The sequence below is a fragment of the Nocardia sp. XZ_19_385 genome (genome assembly GCF_015355755.1).
In the GTDB taxonomy this organism is placed as follows: domain Bacteria; phylum Actinomycetota; class Actinomycetes; order Mycobacteriales; family Mycobacteriaceae; genus Nocardia.
Genome location: NZ_JACVEE010000001.1, coordinates 2073466 through 2089023 on the forward strand (window position 1 = coordinate 2073466; position 15558 = coordinate 2089023).

Consider the following 15558-nt stretch of genomic DNA (forward strand, 5'->3'; position numbering starts at 1 on the left):
GCCAGCGCCTCGGCCAGGTTCTGAGACGATCGTCCCCCTGCTCGCCGCCCTGGCTGACCGCTCGATTACCAGATATCCAGCCATCCCGGCCGGTCCGGGATATCGAATGCCGCGTACCTTCCGCGAAGGAATACGGGCATCGGTGTGCCCGTGGGGAATTCAGCATGCAGCGCCCTGGCCCGGCGGGCACGGAACTCGACAAAGCAGTATCTCTTGCGCACCTGCAGGGCCTCGCCGGTCTCGGGGTGAGTGACCAGCACCTCGATACTCACTTCGCGCTGGGTCACCACACTGGAACGCAGCGTATGCCGGTAATCCGAGTCGACCACCGAGCCGATGCTGTGGGTTCCCTTCCGGCGCAGGTACTCCCGTCGGTAGCGCCAAGCTACCCGCAGCAGCAACGACCACAACACCAGTCCGGTGACGATTCCGCCCAAGAATCCGAAGAACGGCCCGACGTCGGCATTGACATGCTGTCCGATCCGGATCCCCTGCCCCGTCACCGCCAGCACGAACAGGACAGACCCGGCGCAAACTCCGAGCATCCACACCAGGGTGGTGGGGCCACCCACCACCTTGCGAACCTGACTCACCACACACCTCTCGACATCGAGTTCTACTTCTACCGCAGTACGCCGCCGTCGGCCTTTCGGCAGGGTGAATACGGGGCTGCCTGACCGGTCTGGCCTATGTCCTATCGATCGAGCATCGGCTGGGGCCGAACATCTCGTCGCCGGACTGCGGGGAGGAAGTAGTCGTCGAGATTGTCGGGGCCGGGCCCGTCGCCACCGAGTAGCGCCAGCGGCAGCATCAACGAGAAGTAGGCGTTCATGAGCCAGACCCGTGCCAGCCTGCCGTAGGAAGGAAACGATCCGTTGTCGGGCCGTATCACGCACAGCCCGAACAACGCTTTGCCAATGGTGGTGTGAAACAGACCCTGAAGGAGAATGCGGTCGACCGCGGACGTTGCCAGCCAAAACCCGAGTGCGATACCGACGTACTTCCACTCCAGTTTTCCAACAGCTTGGACGGAAAACCCCGGGATGAGAACGGCCGCCAAACCCAGCCCGACGCCCAGGTGCACAAGCCAATCGAAGGCGAATGCCAATACCCGGCGAAGCATGCGTGACGATGGGTACCTTTCATCGCCTTTCGCGCCATGGCGATCAGGCACCGCCGCTTCTTCTATCGGCTTCATCCGCAACTTGCCGTGCTCGCGGACCAATTCGTGCCGCGAGACATCCGGGGTGAACTCGCCCTGCCTGACCGCACCATCCCCGGCATCCGTTCGAAACGAGAACCGTGGCGGTTGCCGGCCTTTGGAGAGGTAGGCGTAGCGAACATCGGCTCCGCCTGGACGCGAGATCACACCGTACTTTTCTGGGTTGCCAGCGAACCAGATCGTTTCAGTCTTGTGGTTGACAAGCTTTCCGATGTCCTTCGGCCAAGTGCTCAGGATCAGCGCGGAGACCGGTCGGCCGAAACGATCCAGCAACTCGACCCATTCATGGCGCCCGGCCCTGATGTAGTTGATAGGCCAGAGCACCCAGGGATAGCGGCGGGCGGATCGCCGCTTCCGAAGGCTTATGCGCACCACCGCTATTCCGAAGACGGTACCGAGAATGCCCACCACGCCGGTGACCTCGGCAGCCAGCACCCCCACTTTCCTTGCTCCGGAAGCGCCGGGAGTATCGAAGGCATTCAACATGAGCACTGTCAGAGGCAAACAGGCGGCACCGGCCAATAGAAACACCCAGCTGAACCACATATTCCTGCGTATCGCAGATCGAGTTGCCGAAGTATCGAATGCCCGCCCCGCCGGCGGCGCCACGGTGGCGGTCTCGGCTCGCTGCCCGGCCCCGTCCGATGCTCCAGTCATCATAGGTCCAGGCTCGATGTCATCGGCAAAACCTTCTCGAATTCGAGCGACGCAACCATCGCGAAAATCATCGCCAGGTATTCCGGCCCCTGATCGACGTTCGACGTAGCGAATTCTATTGCCGCGACAGCACTTCCGTCGCCGGACGGCACGAGCGCCTCCAGCTGGTACGCAGGAACAGCGTCGCCGGCTTCTGCCAAGTCGGCGACATCGGGTGCCGGATATGTCTGCACGGACTCGGAAACCAATACTTGCCGGCCCCCGATCTCGACGAACTCGACCTGCCACGACGAATCGGCCAGTTTCGCTGTCGCCAGACCGTGCAGGACCAGCCGAGGGTTCTCCGCCTGGCCGTAGTCGAGCGAGGATATGGTCAACCATGAACTCACCGGATGCCCATCGGTGGAAGCATGCCTTCCGATTCCGCAATAGAGGGCGTTCTTACTCGCCAGCTTACTGAGCATGAATTGCAACGTCCCGACCACCTTCGGCACTTCCGGCCTCAGGTCATCGGACAGCACCGATGCCACCACCGGCTGCGCCCTACTCAGAATTTCATCGATATTCGACAAAGGCAATTCGTGATAGCCGGGCGGTATATCGACTGAAATGGAATACCCGGGACTGGATTTCGCCTGTGGTGTGCTCATGTCAGTCTCCGAACACCTTGCCTATGGCCAAGCCCGCCAACGCACCGGCGGCACCCTCGGCCCGCTTGAAGACCAGCAAGGCACTGGCCGGATCAGGCGTGCTGAACTTCCCTTCGACACCGGTGAACTGAAGCACCTTGTGCACCGCGGCGGATGCCCCCGAGTCGGTCAATTGGTTTGTGATGTTGAACGTATTGTTATCGATCATCTTCTGGTTCAACCACCCGGGATTGTGCGCGGCTTCGGAGAATGTCCTGGCCATAGCCTCGAGTCGGCCGACCGGAACAGCAGAAGCGGCGTGCCGACCCACATCCGCCGCCGCATCCACCGCTTCACCGAGCACCCCGACCTTCAAAGTCTTACCCAGCGCGCCGACACCCGGGATCAAACCTAACGTGTCGCCGGTCAACTGCAGCGCCGCCATTCCCTTTTCCTTGAGACTCCCGTTCAGCAGATCGTCCCGTAATTCTTCATCTGTCAAACTGAGTCCCAGTGCCCCGGCGCCCGCGACCAGGGCGACTCCCAACGCGATGGCATCGATAGGGGGAGGAGTAACCACCGCCAGCAGCCCAGCAATGGCGGCCGTGGTCGACAGGATGTCGTACAGGCCCTTGCGGTGCTCGTCGATCCAATCACCGACGCCCTTGATCCAGTCGGTGATGCTATCCCAAATACTCTTGTCCGGCGGACTGGGAGCGAAATCCTTGGCGGCAGTATCCAATTCGCTGGCAATCCGGCGGGCCAGCGTGTCATGAGTTGTTTCCAGATCACGTGCGCGCTTGATGAGGGCGTCGAGCTTTTCCTGCCAGTCATCGACTGCAGCGCTCGCGGATTGCACCTGCGCGATCGCTGCATTGAGACGGGCTTGAGCGGCCGGCAGATCCGCGTCCGAGAAACTCTGGTTCGCGAGCGACAAGTCCGGATTAGACCGCGCCTGCTGCAACTTCGCTGTGGCTTGTGTGAGCTGCGCTCTGGCTTCCGCCGCTTCGGTCTCCAGCCCTTTGGCGGTGTTCTGGAAGCTGACGAGGTTCGTGTGCCACTCCTGGATCAGAGCCACGGCCTTCTCGAGGGAGCTCTGCGCGTAGCCGAGGTCTTGAGCCAATGTGGCGTCGAAACTGGCGCGGAATGCGTTGCCGGCGTCTCCCTTCCACACGTCGTCGTTGCTGTTACGCAAGCGTGTCAACAATGTGTTGGTTTCTTGGACGGCTTCGTATGATTTGTTGATCTGCGCTTGGAGACCGGCTACATCGCTCACTGCGCCAGGGACCGGATTGAATCCCAAGTTGGGGTAAGGGTTTTGGCTCATGACGGTACGGCCGCTTTGGCTTGCTCGAGCGCCTTCGCATAGGCACCATCTGTCGCCTGATACGCCTCGAGGCACTTCGTGACGCCCTCTGCGGTCACTTTCGCAGACTCACCGATGCGTTCGATGCCGTACTTCCATCGCGTCTGAAAGCTGTCGGCAGCATCATTGAGTTCCTTGGTTCCGATGTCAGGATGGCTGTCTTTCGACATCAGCTTCATCGCGTCATTCAGCACCTGTTCGGCGTTGCTCAGTGATTGCGCGGCCTTGCTCAGCACCTCGATATCAACACTCAGAAAGCCAGCCATACACACTCCTTCATACCGCCGTGGCCCGACCATCACGGACGAAGCCGTAGAACTACACCTACTCACTTCGACGCAGCGAAATAGCGACTGGTTCCATCGGATTCACAGACACCCCCGCCATGCCGCACTAGCGGCACATCAGTTGATCAAGCGGATCGTAGCAAGGCATGCACTGCCGAACCGTTCGCGGCCGAACTGGCTCCGCCGCGAACCGGCCTAGCCGTGCCGGGACAGCAAAAAGGGCCTGATCTTTCGATCAGACCCTGATTGTGGAGCTAAGGGGACTCGAACCCCTGACCCCCACACTGCCAGTGTGGTGCGCTACCAGCTGCGCCATAGCCCCTGGGTGGACGCTCCCGGGCTTCCCCGTTCGCGCTTGAATGAAGTTACACGACGTGGTGTGTGGAAACCAAATCGCCTAGATATGGGCTGGCGGGGTGGGTTTGCGGGACGTAGAATCGAACGCATGTTCGAACTCGATCGGCTGGCTGACCTGGACTTCGGGGCGATGGGTGACGAAGGACTCATCGACGCGTTGCGGGAGGTGCATGGGGTGGCCGCTGCTGCGCAGGCGGCGGAGGTGGGTGCGGTGCGGGAGTTGTATCGGCGGCATCGGGCGCGGAGTGTGGAGCCGGGGCCGGGTGGGGTGCGGGGTGGGGAGTTCGCGGCGACCGAGGCGGCGGTGGCGTTGCACGCCGATGAGGGGACGGCGGCGGCGCTGATCGATATCGGGCTGGCGCTCGAGGAGGTGCTGCCGCGGACGCGTAAGGCGTTCGCGGCGGGGCGGATCGATCTGGCGAAGGTGCGGGTGATCGTCGACAGCACGCGGGCCTTGACCAAGGAGATGGTCGAGGTGCTGGAGCCGCGGTTGATCGAGGCGGCGGGGCGGACGAATCCCGCGCGGTTGCGGCAGGCGGCGCGGCGGTGGGCGGCGCGGCTGGATCCCGGTGGGGCGCAACGACGCCGGGAAGTGCGGCAGGAGGAGCGGGAGATCCGGATCCGGGCCGTGCAGGACAGCATGGCGGTGTTCGACGGGTTGCTGCCGGCGCCGGGCGCGCAAACGGTGGCGATGCGTCTGCGGGAGATGAGCCTGCAGGTGTGCGCCCAGGATCCACGGACCATGCCGCAGCGCCGCGCAGACGCATTGGTCGCTCTGGCGGACGGCTCGGGCAGTCTGCGGTGTGGTTGCGGGCGTGGTGATCGCTGCCCGGCCCAGATCGAGGCCGAGACACCGCGCCGCCCGCTGATTCAGATCGGAATACCAGCCGATTCGCTGTTCGGCATGCAGGAGGCGCCGGCCCTCCTGGCGGGCTACGGACCCATCGACGCGGCCCTGGCGCGAATCCTGTCCGAACACGCGCGATTCGAGGTCATCCCGGAGTGCTCCCCGGAACCGGTGGCAGCCGCGGAAGCCGCCCGTCTGGTCCGCGAAGTACGCGCGATCGACGGAATGTGCCGCTTCCTGGGTTGCGTACTTCCGGCCGCCGAGTGCGAACTCGATGCGCGGCCCACCACCAATTCACCTCGATCCGGCCTCGCGGTGCTGTGTAGCCGCCACCACCGCCTGAAATCCTTGTCGGACAACAAGAAACAACCTTGGCGCGTCTGGCGCGCGGATGCCGACCGCCTGCAATGGACCACCCCGAACGGCGACATCCACACCACCATTCGCGAGGGTGCCCGATACCTCTTCCCGCACACCGACATCGACGCCCCGCCTGCGCCCCCGCCCATCGACTCCGATCCGCGCCGCCCCTCCCCCTTCCACGCGGACTCCCCAACCCCCGAAGACCTTGCCTACCCCGTGACAGGCCCCCTGCACCGCCAACTCCGCCAAATCACCCCCGAGGACGAAATCCCCGACACCGAACGGTAATTACGCTCCGGCCACCTCGGCGACCCAGTTGTGATTGTTCATGTCTTGACGGTTCGTCCCGTCGAAAACCGAAGGGGTGGCGACCTTTCCGTCGTTCAGAACCTTCAGAGCATCGCTGGCGATTTTGGCATTGGCCTTGGCGGCTTCGACTTTCGCGCCGGACACGACGCATTGGACCGCGTCGGCAGGTGCCCCGGATTCGCGGGCGATGTCGGCGAGCTGCTGGTTGGTGAGATCGCTGTCGCCGCCTTCCTTGGGCTGCTTGCTGGTGAACAAGGTGTGCTGGAACTGGGAGTAGACGGGCCCGGAACCGGCGGCGGCGACGCATTCGACGGCGGCGATGGCGCGGGTGGAGTAGTCGCCGCTGCCGGACTGCTTGTCCAGGAAGTTCACGTAGTGGTAGCGGATGGCGAGTTTGCCGTCGTCGACCCGCTGCGCGAGTTCCTGGCCGTAGGCGCGTTCGACCATGGCGCAGGCGGGGCAGAGTGGGTCCTCGAAGATGTCGATGGTCTTCGCGGCGTCGGGGCGGCCGAGCAGGATCGTCCCGTCGGCGCCGAGGACGGAAACCACGGCGGCGTTGTGGACCGCGCCGTAGCCGTCGTTGCGGACGGGCAACTCATCCTGACGGCCGTTTCGGACCGCGACGATCGCGATGGCGACGACGACAACCAGGGCGAGGGCGCCGAGCGCGTAGGTGGTCGCGCTGGACATCGGGCGCGGGGTGTAATTCGGACGCGAATCGCTCACCCCGGATACTTTGCCGCACCAGCCGCCCACCGCCGCCGCCGGGCCGTACCGACACGCGGACCGACGGGTCTCCTCAGCCGGACTCGACTTTGGGTCGCTCCGGCTCGTCGACCATCCCGGCGCCCCGCTGCATCGGCTCCGGCACCAGCAACCACGCGACGGCCGCGGCGGCGAGCAGTGCCCCGGTGGCGGTCAGCGCCACCTCATAGGAGGTGTATTCGGCCAGCGCGCCGACGGACACCGCCCCGATCACCGTCCCGAGATCCCCGGCCATCTGGAACCCGGCGAGTACCGGCCCGCCACGCGCCTTCGGCCCGATGATGTCGGCCAGCGCGGCCTGCTGACTCGGGGTGAGCATGCCGGATCCGATGCCGGCGATCACCGAAGTCACCAGCAACCACAGCAGATTCGGGGCGAACCCGAGCCCGGCGGTGCCGACCGCACAGATCAATGCTCCGGCGATCAGGAAGGGCCTGCGCCCGAACCGGTCCGAGCCGCGCCCCGCGAGGAACAGCACCGCCACATTGCCCGCCGCGAACGTCGTCAGCGCGACACCGGCCATCCCGCTGGGCAGCTTCAGCACCTCGACGACGAGCAAGGGCACCAACGCCATGCGCACACCGAAGATGGCGGCGCCGTTGGCGAAGTTCGACCACAGCACCGCCCGGTACTCCGAGCGGTCGAGCGCTTGCCGGAAAGACATCACCGTCAGCACGCCGCTCACTTCGGGCGCGGCCAGTTTCGAGTTTCGCAACGCCAGGTACACCGCGGCGGTCACCGCGAGCAGCGCGAGCGCGTAGATGACGAACGGCGCACGCACCCCGAGCCCGGCCAGCGCACCACCGACCAGCGGTCCGCTGATCGATCCCACCAAGAAGCTGGTCGACCACACCCCGGACACCCGACCGCGCTGCTGCGGCGGCGACATCCGGATCACCAGGGCCAGCGCGGACACGGTGAACATGGTCGACCCGATTCCGCCCACCGACCGCAGAACCAGCAGCTGCCAATAGGTTTGGGCCAGCGCACTGGCACCGGTCGACACCGCCACGATGAGCAGCCCGCTGAGATACACCCAGCGCTCCCCCAGCCGCTGCACCAGCCGCCCGCTGAACGGCGCGAACAGCAACCGCATCAACGCGAACGCGCTCACGATCGCGGACGCGGCGGCCACGCCCACCCCGAAGCTGCGCGCGAACTGGGGCAGCACAGGTGCGACCAAGCCGAACCCGAGGGCGATGACGAACGAGCCCCCGACCAGCACCCAGATCTCGACGGGCAGCGGTTCGGGCCGACTCCGGCCCCGCCGCACCGGCTCGCGGATCGTCACCGACTCGGCGGGCGTCACGGTCCCATCGATCGCCGGATCCCCGGCCCCGACCCTTCCGCCGGCCTGATCCCCGGTCGCGACAGCGCCACCGCCCCCCGGACCCACTCCGGGACCCGGCAAATCCTTACTTGGCACCTTGCAGCGCCTGCCCGACCATTTCCTCCGCGGCCGCCTGCACCTGCGTCAGGTGCTCGGGTCCGTGGAACGACTCGGCGTAGATCTTGTACTTGTCCTCGGTGCCGGACGGGCGGGCGGCGAACCACGCATTCTCGGTGGTGACCTTCAATCCGCCCAGCGGCGCGCCGTTTCCACGCGCCCGGGTGAGGACGGCGGTGATCGGCTCGCCCGCGATCTCTGTGCTGGCAATCATGTCCGGGTTCAACTTCGCCAGACGCTCTTTCTGTTCCGCGCTGGCAGGCGCGTCGATCCGGGCGTAGGCGGGGCTGCCGTAGCGACGCTCCAACTCGACGTATCGCGCGGACGGGCTCTGCCCGGTGACGGCGGCGATCTCGGCGGCGAGCAGCGCCATCAGGATGCCGTCCTTGTCGGTGGTCCACACCGTGCCGTCGTGGCGCAGGAACGACGCCCCGGCGCTTTCCTCACCGCCGAAAGCCAGGCTGCCGCTGAACAATCCGGGCACGAACCATTTGAATCCGACCGGCACCTCGTGCACGTCGCGGCCGAGGACGCTGACCACCCGGTCGATCATGGACGAGGTGACGACCGTCTTGCCGATCTTGGTGAGCGCGTCCCAGCCCATCCGGTTCGCCACCAGATACTCGATGGAGACGGCGAGGAAATGGTTCGGGTTCATCAGCCCGCCGTCGGGCGTGACGATGCCGTGCCGGTCGGCGTCGGCGTCGTTGCCGGTGGAGATGTCGTAGTCGTCCTTGATCGCGACCAGCGCCGCCATGGCGTACCGCGAGGACGGATCCATCCGGATCTTGCCGTCCGAATCCAGCGTCATGAACCGCCAGGTCGGGTCGACAAAGGGATTGACCACCTCGAGCTCGAGGTCGTAGCGCTGCCCGATCTCTTCCCAGTAGTCGACGCTCGCCCCGCCCATCGGGTCGGCGCCCAGCCGGATGCCCGCACCCCGAATCGCGTCCAGGTTCAGCACATTCGGCAGGTCGGCGATGTAGTGGTCGAGGTAGTCGTAGCGCTCCACCAGGGTCCGCATGGCGTTGCGCAGGGTGGTGCGCTTGACCTCGGTGAGGCCCGCGCGCAGCAGTTCGTTGGCGCGCGCGGCGATGGCGTCGGTGGCGACGGTGTCGGCGGGGCCACCGTGCGGCGGGTTGTATTTGATGCCGCCGTCGCGGGGCGGATTGTGCGACGGGGTGACCACGATGCCGTCGGCCTGATGCTTGGTGCGCCGCCGATTGTGGCGCAGCACGGCATGACTCAGCGCCGGGGTCGGGGTGTAGCGGTCGCGGGCGTCGACCACGGCGGTGACGCCGTTGCCGGCCAGCACCTCCAGCACGGTCGTCCACGCGGGCTCCGACAGTGCGTGCGTGTCGCGGGCCAGGTACACGGGACCGGTAATCCCCCGCGTGGCGCGATATTCGACGATCGCCTGGGTGACGGCGAGGATATGCGCCTCGTTGAACGCGGTGTCGAGGCTGGATCCGCGATGGCCCGAGGTACCGAAGACCACCTGCTGCGCCGGCTCCTTCGGATCCGGAATGCGGCTGTAGTAGGCCGTCACCAAGTGTGCGATGTCTTCCAGGTCGGTCGGGCGCGCGGGACGCCCGGCTCGATCATGGGCCATGCTCGGGTCTCCCTTCAGTGTCGGCTGCGCCCGGCTCGTCATCAGGATCATGCCCACAACCCTTGGGTTACAGACGCGGCAGCGAACACCGCGGCCAGGCCGGCCGCCACGTTGAGCACCACGTTGCCGAACGCGGACGCGTAGGCACCGGTGGTGACCAACTGGATGGTTTCGTAACCGAACGTGCTGTACGTGGTGAGCGCACCGCAGAAGCCGGTACCGGCGACGGCCAGCCAGGATCCGTCAACCCCGGCGCCGATGAGAGCGCCGAGCACCGCCGAACCGACAATGTTAACGGTCAATGTGCCCCATGGCAGCCGGGATCCGAAACGGGCCGCGACAGCCTGGTCGAGAAGGTAACGAGCCGGTGCGCCGACCATGCCGCCGAGCACCACCAGCACCCCGTTCATCGGTCGACCCCCTTCGCGTCTCGTCGGTTGCCCTGTCGGGCCTGCTGTCCCCGCCTTCGTCCTGTCACTACCCGCGCGGCCGCCAGGCCGAGCACCACCGCGGCCAACGCCGCCACCACCGTTCCCCCGAGATAGCCGAATGCCACGGCCGTGTCACCAGATTCGAGCAGTCTACGAATTTCGAGGCTATAGGTCGAAAAAGTTGTAAAGCCACCAAGGAATCCGACGCCCAGCAGCGGCCTTAGCAGCCGATGAGCAACCCATACCTCGGTAATCAGGAACATCAGTATCCCGATCAGGAAACAGCCGACGACGTTGATCATGAACGTGGACCACGGAAAGCGCCCGGGCAGCACCGGCCACAGCTCGCCGATGCCGTGGCGCGCCACCGCGCCGAGCCCGCCACCGAACGCGATCGCCACCAGCACCATCGGCTCGACGGCCGGGGTACGGGTCCGCGAACCCATGTCCTGACCTCCTGCCGCGCCGAATGTCATCGCGCAGCATGGTATCGGTAGGACCGCACGGTACGGTCCCCAGGGGACGCCACGCCCATGAAGAACAGCCTCGTTCGTTGACTTGCACGCCGCTACCACGTACGAATTCCCACCAAGGTTTCGCCGAAAGTCCCACCGATTCTGCACACCCTCATACCGGGAGCGAAGATGGCGGCACGACAGGCAGTTCCGACCACGTGTCAATACCCCCCGACGGAGCAGCCGCAAACCTCCAGCGTGCGAGGACTGCGCCGGGCAGCGGTGCGCGCGCTGACAGTGGTTGCGGCAACCGCGCTTTCGACCGGTCTGCTCGGTGCGCCGCCCGCGACGGCGGCGATCTACCCGATCCCGGACCCGGACGCTTTCTACTGGGCGCCGCCGGATATCGCAAACTTCCAGCCGGGCGATGTCATTCGCAGCCGCTCCGTCCCGACGCCCGGTTTCCCCGGCGCCACCGGATGGCAGTTGCTGTTCCGCTCCAGCGATTCCCACGACAATCCGATCGCCGCCGTCACCACCCTGCTCATCCCGGTGGGTGGTGCCGGCAGCAGCGACACCGGAAGTAGCGGCGGTCGTCCACTGCTCTCATATCAGGCCTTCGTCAACTCGCTCGGCATGCAATGCGCGCCGTCGCACAGCCTGTTCAACGGCCAGATGCAGGAGGCGGCGGCGCTGAATCTCCCGCTGGCCCGCGGCTGGGCGGTGAACGTTCCCGACCATCTCGGCCCGACGAGCGCCTACGGGGCGGCCAAACTCGGCGGCAAGATCACCCTCGACAGCGTCCGCGCGGTCCGGCGCTTCGAACCGGCGCATCTCGCCGAGAGCCAGGTCGGCATGACCGGCTACTCCGGTGGCGGGATGACGACCGGCTTCGCGGCGGCCCTCGCTCCGGAATACGCGCCGGAGCTGCCGATCGTCGGCGTCGCCCAGGGTGGTGTGCCGGTGAACATCGGCAAGCTCGCTTTGGACGTCGGACAGTCACCGCACGCGCTGTTCGGGTTGGGTTTCGCGGCGGCGATGGGCTTGGAGCGGGAGTACCCCGACGAGGTGAACATGGGGCCCAAGCTCAACGACGCCGGTCACGGGCTGCGCAACCAGATCGCGAACGCCTGTTCCGCCGAGATCATCTCGGCCGGGGCGAACCGCAGCTTCTATGACGTGTTCCAGCCGGGCGCGACCCAAGTCAGCGTGAGCAACGCGGATCCGACCCTGATCCGGATCCTGCACGAGAACAGCCTGGAGACCTACCCCGGCGTGCCGCGCGCGCCGGTCTACCAGTGGCACGGTGACGCCGACCAGGTCAACCCGCAGTTGGTGCGCGAACTGGCCGGACGCTACTGCTCCGCGGGCACCCCGATGCTGCTCGAGATGGTCCCCGGCGCCGACCACGCCACCGCGGTCATCCAGGGCTTGCCGAACGCGTTCATGTACATGTCGGATCGTTTCGCCGGACGCCCCGCGCCGACCAACTGCTGACCCGCAACGCTTTTCGAGCAATAGCGGAGATCAACTCTCCACTTATCCGATCCGTTGCTAGCATCGAGTTGTGAATCAGGCCACTACACCCGCTCCACCACGGCGTTTACGCGCCGATGCCGCCCGCAACCAGCAACGGATCCTCGCCGCCGCGGCGGACCTGTTCGCCGAGCACGGCTTGGAGATCACCCTCGACGACGTCGCCGAGCGCGCCGGAGTCGGGGTCGGGACGGTGTACCGCCGATTCGCCAACAAGAAGGAACTGATCGCGGAGGTCTTCGCACAGAAGATCGACGAGTTCGCGGTGGCCGCCGAAGACGCGGCGCGGCACGAGGATCCGTGGCTCGGGATGGTCCAGTTCTTCGAATATGCGTGCACCCACCTGGCCACCAATCGCGGCTTCAGCGATGTCCTGCTGGAACTCGAGGACGACCTGGAGCGATTCACCCAGGTGCGCGATCGCATCAAGCCGACGGTCGGCTTCATCATCGACCGCGCCAAGGACGCCGGTGCGCTGGCGCCCGGCATCGAGCCGTCGGACTTCTTCGCGCTCATCCATATGGTCGACGCGCTGGCCGAATTCGCCCGGCCGGTCAACTCCGACACCTGGCAGCGCTATATGGCCATCGCGCTCAACGGCCTGCGCTCGGACGCGGTGCCGCGGCGGCCACTGACGGTGGCTCCGCTGACCGACGAAGAGGTCGAGCAGGCCAAGGGCTGCAACGGGCGCCGCCGGAACTCGTAAAAACCAGCAGCGGGGTAGCGCAGGTCACAGAGTTCCCTTAAAGTTGGTCACATGACCAACTCGTGGGTGAACTGGGCCGGCGATCAACGCTGCGCTCCAGCCGACGTCGCCGCACCGCGCAATCGCGACGAAATCGCGGAAATCCTCGCCCGCGCAGCCGACCGAGGCCACACCGTACGCGTCGCCGGCGCGGGACATTCGTTCACCGACGCCGTGCTCACCGACGGCACGCTGATGAACCTGTCGAACATGAACCGCATCCTCGAGGTCGACAGCGCCTCCGGTCTGGTTCGGGTCGAGGGCGGCCTCACCCTGAACGCCGCGAGCAACGCTCTGCACGCCTCCGGCCTGGCGTTCCCCAATCTCGGCGACATCGACGTCCAGACCATCGCGGGCGCGACCGCCACCGGCACCCACGGCACCGGCGCGGGCCTGCAGAACATCTCGGCCGCACTGCATTCGATGGAGCTGGTGCTCGCCGACGGCAGCGTGGTGGAACTGAACGAGGCCTCCGATCCGGACAGCTGGCGGGCGGCGCGGGTCAGCGTCGGCGCGCTCGGCGTGGTCTCCGCGGTGACGCTGCAGCTGGTGCCCTCGTTCGTGCTCGAAGGCATCGAACGCCCGGTTCCGGTCGAGGAGATCCTCGACGACCTCGACTCCCACGTAGACGGCAACGAGCACTTCGAGTTCTACATGTTCGCGCACAGCCCGCTGGCGATGACCAAGCGCAACAACGCGACCGAGCTGCCGGAGCAGCCGCGCGCCAAGGCGGTCGACTGGTTCGCCGACATCCTGATGTCGAACTACATGTTCGACGGCCTGTGCCGCCTCAGCAAGTGGCGCCCGGGCGTGATTCCGTGGATCCACCGCGGCGCGGCCTACGCGGGCAGTTACCGCCGCCAGGTCGACCGGTCCTACCGGGTGTTCGCCTCCCCCAGGCTGTTCCGCTTCACCGAGATGGAATACGCGATCCCGCGGGCACATTCGGCCGACGCCATCCGCGCGATCAAGGAGCTTGCCACGAAGTACGAGACCCCGATGCCCATCGAGGTGCGCTGGGTTGCCGCTGACGACGCCTTCCTCTCCCCTGCTGGTGGCCGCGACACCTGCTACATCGCGGTGCACCAGTACCAGGGCATGGAGTGGGAGCCGTTCTTCCGCGCCTGCGAGGCCGTTTTCGATCGCTACGAGGGCCGCCCGCACTGGGGTAAGCGGCATTTCCAGACCGCGGACACCCTGCGCGAGCGCTACCCGCATTGGGATCAGTTCGCCGAGGTGCGCCGGCGGTTCGATCCCAAGGGACTGTTCACCAACCCCTATCTGGACAGCGTGCTCGGCCCGATGAACTGAAGAGGGCGTATGACCAGGGGCGATTCGCGGGACCTAGATAATGAGAGAGTGTTGGTCTAATCTTCTCATTGTCTTGTGAAGGTCGATCAAAGGAGATCGCGATGACTGCCGCCCTCGAAGCCACCGCACCGGAACTCCCGCCCCCCAACCCGTTTCGCCCGGGCACCCGCACCTGGGACGAAACCGGGCTCATCACCTTCTCGCTGACCGCGGGTTCGGCCTTTCTGCTCCAGACCATGGAGCCGACCATCGCCGCGGTGGTCGACGCGCACTCCACCTTCCGCACCGACCCGGTGGGCCGGGCACTGCGCAGCATCTCCTCGGTGATGATGTGGGTCTACGGCGGCGAGGAGGCACTCGCCGAAGCCGCCCGGCTACGCACCATGCACGCCACCCTCAACACCACCGACGAGGCGGGGTTCAAGCACCAGGCGCTGGCGTCCGGGCCGTGGGCGTGGGTGCTGCACACCGGGACTTTCGCCTTCACCGAGAACGCGAAGTACTTCGCACGCCGGCCGCTCACCTACGCGGAAAAGGAAGCGTACTACCAGGAAACGCTGCAGATGATGCGCAACTTCTCGGTGGCGCCCAAGGAGATTCCGGCGGACTTCGCCGCGTTCGAGAAGTTCTTCGCCGACATGGTGGAGAACCACCTGGAAGCTACCGGCACGGCCCGCGACTACCTGCGGGTCATCCAGTCGGTCGCGCCGCCCAAGCAGTTGCCGCGGATGCTCACGCCGCTCTGGCGGGCTGCGGTCGCGCCGGTGGGCAAGCTGCAGTATTTCGTCACCGTCGGCACCACGCCCGAACCCGCTCGCCGCAAGCTCGGGCTGACCTGGTCCGAAGCGGATGAGCGCAAACTCCGGGCACTGGGCTGGCTGATCGCGCGGCTGGTGCCGTTGCTGCCGGAGCGGCTGCGCTACTTCCCGATCGCCTACGAGGCCCGGCGCCTGGAACGCGACCGCGTCCGCCTGCGCAAGGTCATCGACCTGCGCCCGATCTGAGGCGTCGCGAACCGGGCCCGCCGTCGGCGCGCCCGGTTTGCCGACACCCACCACCAGCTGCACAGCAATCTTTCGGCAAGCCGACCCGGGCGCATCGAACGCGCCGGAACCGGCCCATCTGCATGAGGCGAGAACCTGTATCCCTTACGCTACGACAGCGTTTCGGCCACCGACGTCGCGTCGGCCGGCAGGCGGCACAGCCCTGGTAGCTCTCT

15 protein-coding genes and 1 tRNA gene are annotated in these 15558 nt (G+C 66.0%); 5 read left to right on the forward strand and 11 right to left on the reverse strand.

What is annotated here, in order from left to right:
• Positions 1 to 65 precede the first annotated feature (65 nt).
• From IBX22_RS09810 to IBX22_RS09835, 6 genes are all read right to left on the reverse strand, one after another.
• The gene (locus IBX22_RS09810; protein WP_194814979.1) at positions 66 to 593 is read right to left on the reverse strand and encodes a hypothetical protein; all 528 of its coding nucleotides are present in this window, start codon (positions 591 to 593) and stop codon (positions 66 to 68) included.
• Positions 594 to 694: 101 nt separating this feature from the next.
• Positions 695 to 1882 carry an RDD family protein gene (locus IBX22_RS09815; RefSeq protein ID WP_194814980.1) on the reverse strand — a complete coding sequence of 396 codons (1188 nt, stop codon included), beginning with the start codon at positions 1880 to 1882 and terminating at the stop codon, positions 695 to 697.
• Positions 1879 to 2529 carry a hypothetical protein gene (locus IBX22_RS09820; RefSeq protein ID WP_194814981.1) on the reverse strand — a complete coding sequence of 217 codons (651 nt, stop codon included), beginning with the start codon at positions 2527 to 2529 and terminating at the stop codon, positions 1879 to 1881. The genes IBX22_RS09815 and IBX22_RS09820 overlap by 4 nt, the downstream gene beginning before the upstream one ends.
• Before the next feature lies 1 nt (position 2530).
• The gene (locus IBX22_RS09825; RefSeq protein ID WP_194814982.1) at positions 2531 to 3784 is read right to left on the reverse strand and encodes a hypothetical protein; all 1254 of its coding nucleotides are present in this window, start codon (positions 3782 to 3784) and stop codon (positions 2531 to 2533) included.
• A 47-nt stretch (positions 3785 to 3831) separates the two neighbouring features.
• Positions 3832 to 4140, reverse strand: a complete 309-nt coding sequence (locus IBX22_RS09830; RefSeq protein WP_194814983.1) for a hypothetical protein — start codon at positions 4138 to 4140, stop codon at positions 3832 to 3834.
• 270 nt (positions 4141 to 4410) lie between these two features.
• Positions 4411 to 4483, reverse strand: a tRNA-Ala gene (locus tag IBX22_RS09835).
• 123 nt (positions 4484 to 4606) lie between these two features.
• On the opposite strand from IBX22_RS09835, the gene IBX22_RS09840 reads away from it, so the two are divergent.
• Entirely contained in the window at positions 4607 to 6016 is a 1410-nt protein-coding gene (locus tag IBX22_RS09840; RefSeq protein WP_194814984.1) for a DUF222 domain-containing protein, read from the forward strand.
• Here IBX22_RS09840 and IBX22_RS09845 read toward each other — a convergent pair whose 3' ends face one another.
• The 5 genes from IBX22_RS09845 to crcB (IBX22_RS09865) all read right to left on the reverse strand — a co-directional run bounded on the left by IBX22_RS09845 (position 6017) and on the right by crcB (IBX22_RS09865) (position 10768).
• The gene (locus IBX22_RS09845; protein ID WP_309234511.1) at positions 6017 to 6763 is read right to left on the reverse strand and encodes a thioredoxin domain-containing protein; all 747 of its coding nucleotides are present in this window, start codon (positions 6761 to 6763) and stop codon (positions 6017 to 6019) included.
• A 73-nt stretch (positions 6764 to 6836) separates the two neighbouring features.
• Entirely contained in the window at positions 6837 to 8075 is a 1239-nt protein-coding gene (locus IBX22_RS09850; protein WP_375540231.1) for an MFS transporter, read from the reverse strand.
• Positions 8076 to 8217: 142 nt separating this feature from the next.
• Complete coding sequence (gene pgm, locus IBX22_RS09855; protein WP_194814985.1) at positions 8218 to 9861, reverse strand: phosphoglucomutase (alpha-D-glucose-1,6-bisphosphate-dependent); 1644 nt, start codon at positions 9859 to 9861, stop codon at positions 8218 to 8220.
• Between the two features lie 47 nt (positions 9862 to 9908).
• Positions 9909 to 10271, reverse strand: coding sequence for a fluoride efflux transporter CrcB (gene crcB, locus IBX22_RS09860; RefSeq protein WP_194814986.1), 363 nt, complete (start codon positions 10269 to 10271; stop codon positions 9909 to 9911).
• The gene (gene crcB / locus IBX22_RS09865) at positions 10268 to 10768 is read right to left on the reverse strand and encodes a fluoride efflux transporter CrcB (RefSeq protein WP_228538276.1); all 501 of its coding nucleotides are present in this window, start codon (positions 10766 to 10768) and stop codon (positions 10268 to 10270) included. The genes crcB (IBX22_RS09860) and crcB (IBX22_RS09865) overlap by 4 nt, the downstream gene beginning before the upstream one ends.
• Positions 10769 to 11005: 237 nt before the next feature.
• On the opposite strand from crcB (IBX22_RS09865), the gene IBX22_RS09870 reads away from it, so the two are divergent.
• The 4 genes from IBX22_RS09870 (at position 11006) to IBX22_RS09885 (ending at position 15343) form a co-directional block, all read left to right on the forward strand.
• A complete protein-coding gene (locus IBX22_RS09870; protein ID WP_309234512.1) occupies positions 11006 to 12244 on the forward strand; it encodes a lipase family protein in 1239 nt (412 codons plus the stop codon).
• 70 nt (positions 12245 to 12314) lie between these two features.
• Positions 12315 to 12989 (forward strand): TetR/AcrR family transcriptional regulator, encoded by a 675-nt coding sequence (locus IBX22_RS09875; RefSeq protein ID WP_194814988.1) that lies wholly within the window; start codon positions 12315 to 12317, stop codon positions 12987 to 12989.
• 51 nt (positions 12990 to 13040) lie between these two features.
• A complete protein-coding gene (locus IBX22_RS09880; protein ID WP_194814989.1) occupies positions 13041 to 14339 on the forward strand; it encodes a D-arabinono-1,4-lactone oxidase in 1299 nt (432 codons plus the stop codon).
• Between the two features lie 101 nt (positions 14340 to 14440).
• Positions 14441 to 15343 carry an oxygenase MpaB family protein gene (locus IBX22_RS09885; RefSeq protein ID WP_194814990.1) on the forward strand — a complete coding sequence of 301 codons (903 nt, stop codon included), beginning with the start codon at positions 14441 to 14443 and terminating at the stop codon, positions 15341 to 15343.
• Positions 15344 to 15558: the final 215 nt, after the last annotated feature.

What these genes read in the sequence shown, in the direction of transcription:
- IBX22_RS09880 (WP_194814989.1), top strand. Translation starts at nt 13,041, where the DNA reads ATGACCAACTCGTGGGTGAACTGGGCCGGCGATCAACGCTGCGCTCCA.
- IBX22_RS09885 (WP_194814990.1), top strand. Translation starts at nt 14,441, where the DNA reads ATGACTGCCGCCCTCGAAGCCACCGCACCGGAACTCCCGCCCCCCAAC.
- crcB (WP_228538276.1), bottom strand. Translation starts at nt 10,768, where the DNA reads ATGACATTCGGCGCGGCAGGAGGTCAGGACATGGGTTCGCGGACCCGT.
- IBX22_RS09840 (WP_194814984.1), top strand. Translation starts at nt 4,607, where the DNA reads ATGTTCGAACTCGATCGGCTGGCTGACCTGGACTTCGGGGCGATGGGT.
- IBX22_RS09830 (WP_194814983.1), bottom strand. Translation starts at nt 4,140, where the DNA reads ATGGCTGGCTTTCTGAGTGTTGATATCGAGGTGCTGAGCAAGGCCGCG.
- IBX22_RS09820 (WP_194814981.1), bottom strand. Translation starts at nt 2,529, where the DNA reads ATGAGCACACCACAGGCGAAATCCAGTCCCGGGTATTCCATTTCAGTC.
- pgm (WP_194814985.1), bottom strand. Translation starts at nt 9,861, where the DNA reads ATGGCCCATGATCGAGCCGGGCGTCCCGCGCGCCCGACCGACCTGGAA.
- IBX22_RS09815 (WP_194814980.1), bottom strand. Translation starts at nt 1,882, where the DNA reads ATGATGACTGGAGCATCGGACGGGGCCGGGCAGCGAGCCGAGACCGCC.
- crcB (WP_194814986.1), bottom strand. Translation starts at nt 10,271, where the DNA reads ATGAACGGGGTGCTGGTGGTGCTCGGCGGCATGGTCGGCGCACCGGCT.